This is a genomic window from Xenorhabdus bovienii (assembly GCF_024721015.1).
Classification (GTDB): Bacteria; Pseudomonadota; Gammaproteobacteria; order Enterobacterales; family Enterobacteriaceae; genus Xenorhabdus; species Xenorhabdus bovienii.
Map to the genome: position 1 here is coordinate 1 of NZ_JANAIF010000385.1, position 306 is coordinate 306.

Annotated in this window: 1 protein-coding gene; it reads right to left on the bottom strand. The window is 60.8% G+C overall.

Features of this window, described 5'->3' with window-relative positions:
* Window positions 1-306: AMP-binding enzyme (locus NXS07_RS21125; RefSeq protein ID WP_258087647.1), on the bottom strand; the 306-nt coding region annotated here is incomplete at both ends.

Sequence of the window (306 nt, forward strand, 5' to 3'; positions counted from 1 at the left end):
CGGCAGTGCCTGGCGATCCAGCTTGCCATTCAGGGTCAGGGGCACCGTCTCAATCCGGGTCAAGCTGGCCGGCACCATGTAGTCCGGCAGGCGGGCAGACACGTGCCCTATCAGGATTTCATCCGACAGCTCCCCGTCCGTGACCAGATACGCCGCCAGCACTTTGTGGCCTTCATGCTCGCGGTCAATCACCACCGCCTGTTTCACCTGCGGGTGCGAGGCCAGCGCGCTTTCGATTTCTCCCAGCTCAATGCGGTAGCCACGGATCTTGACCTGAAAATCATTGCGCCCCCGATATTCCAGATT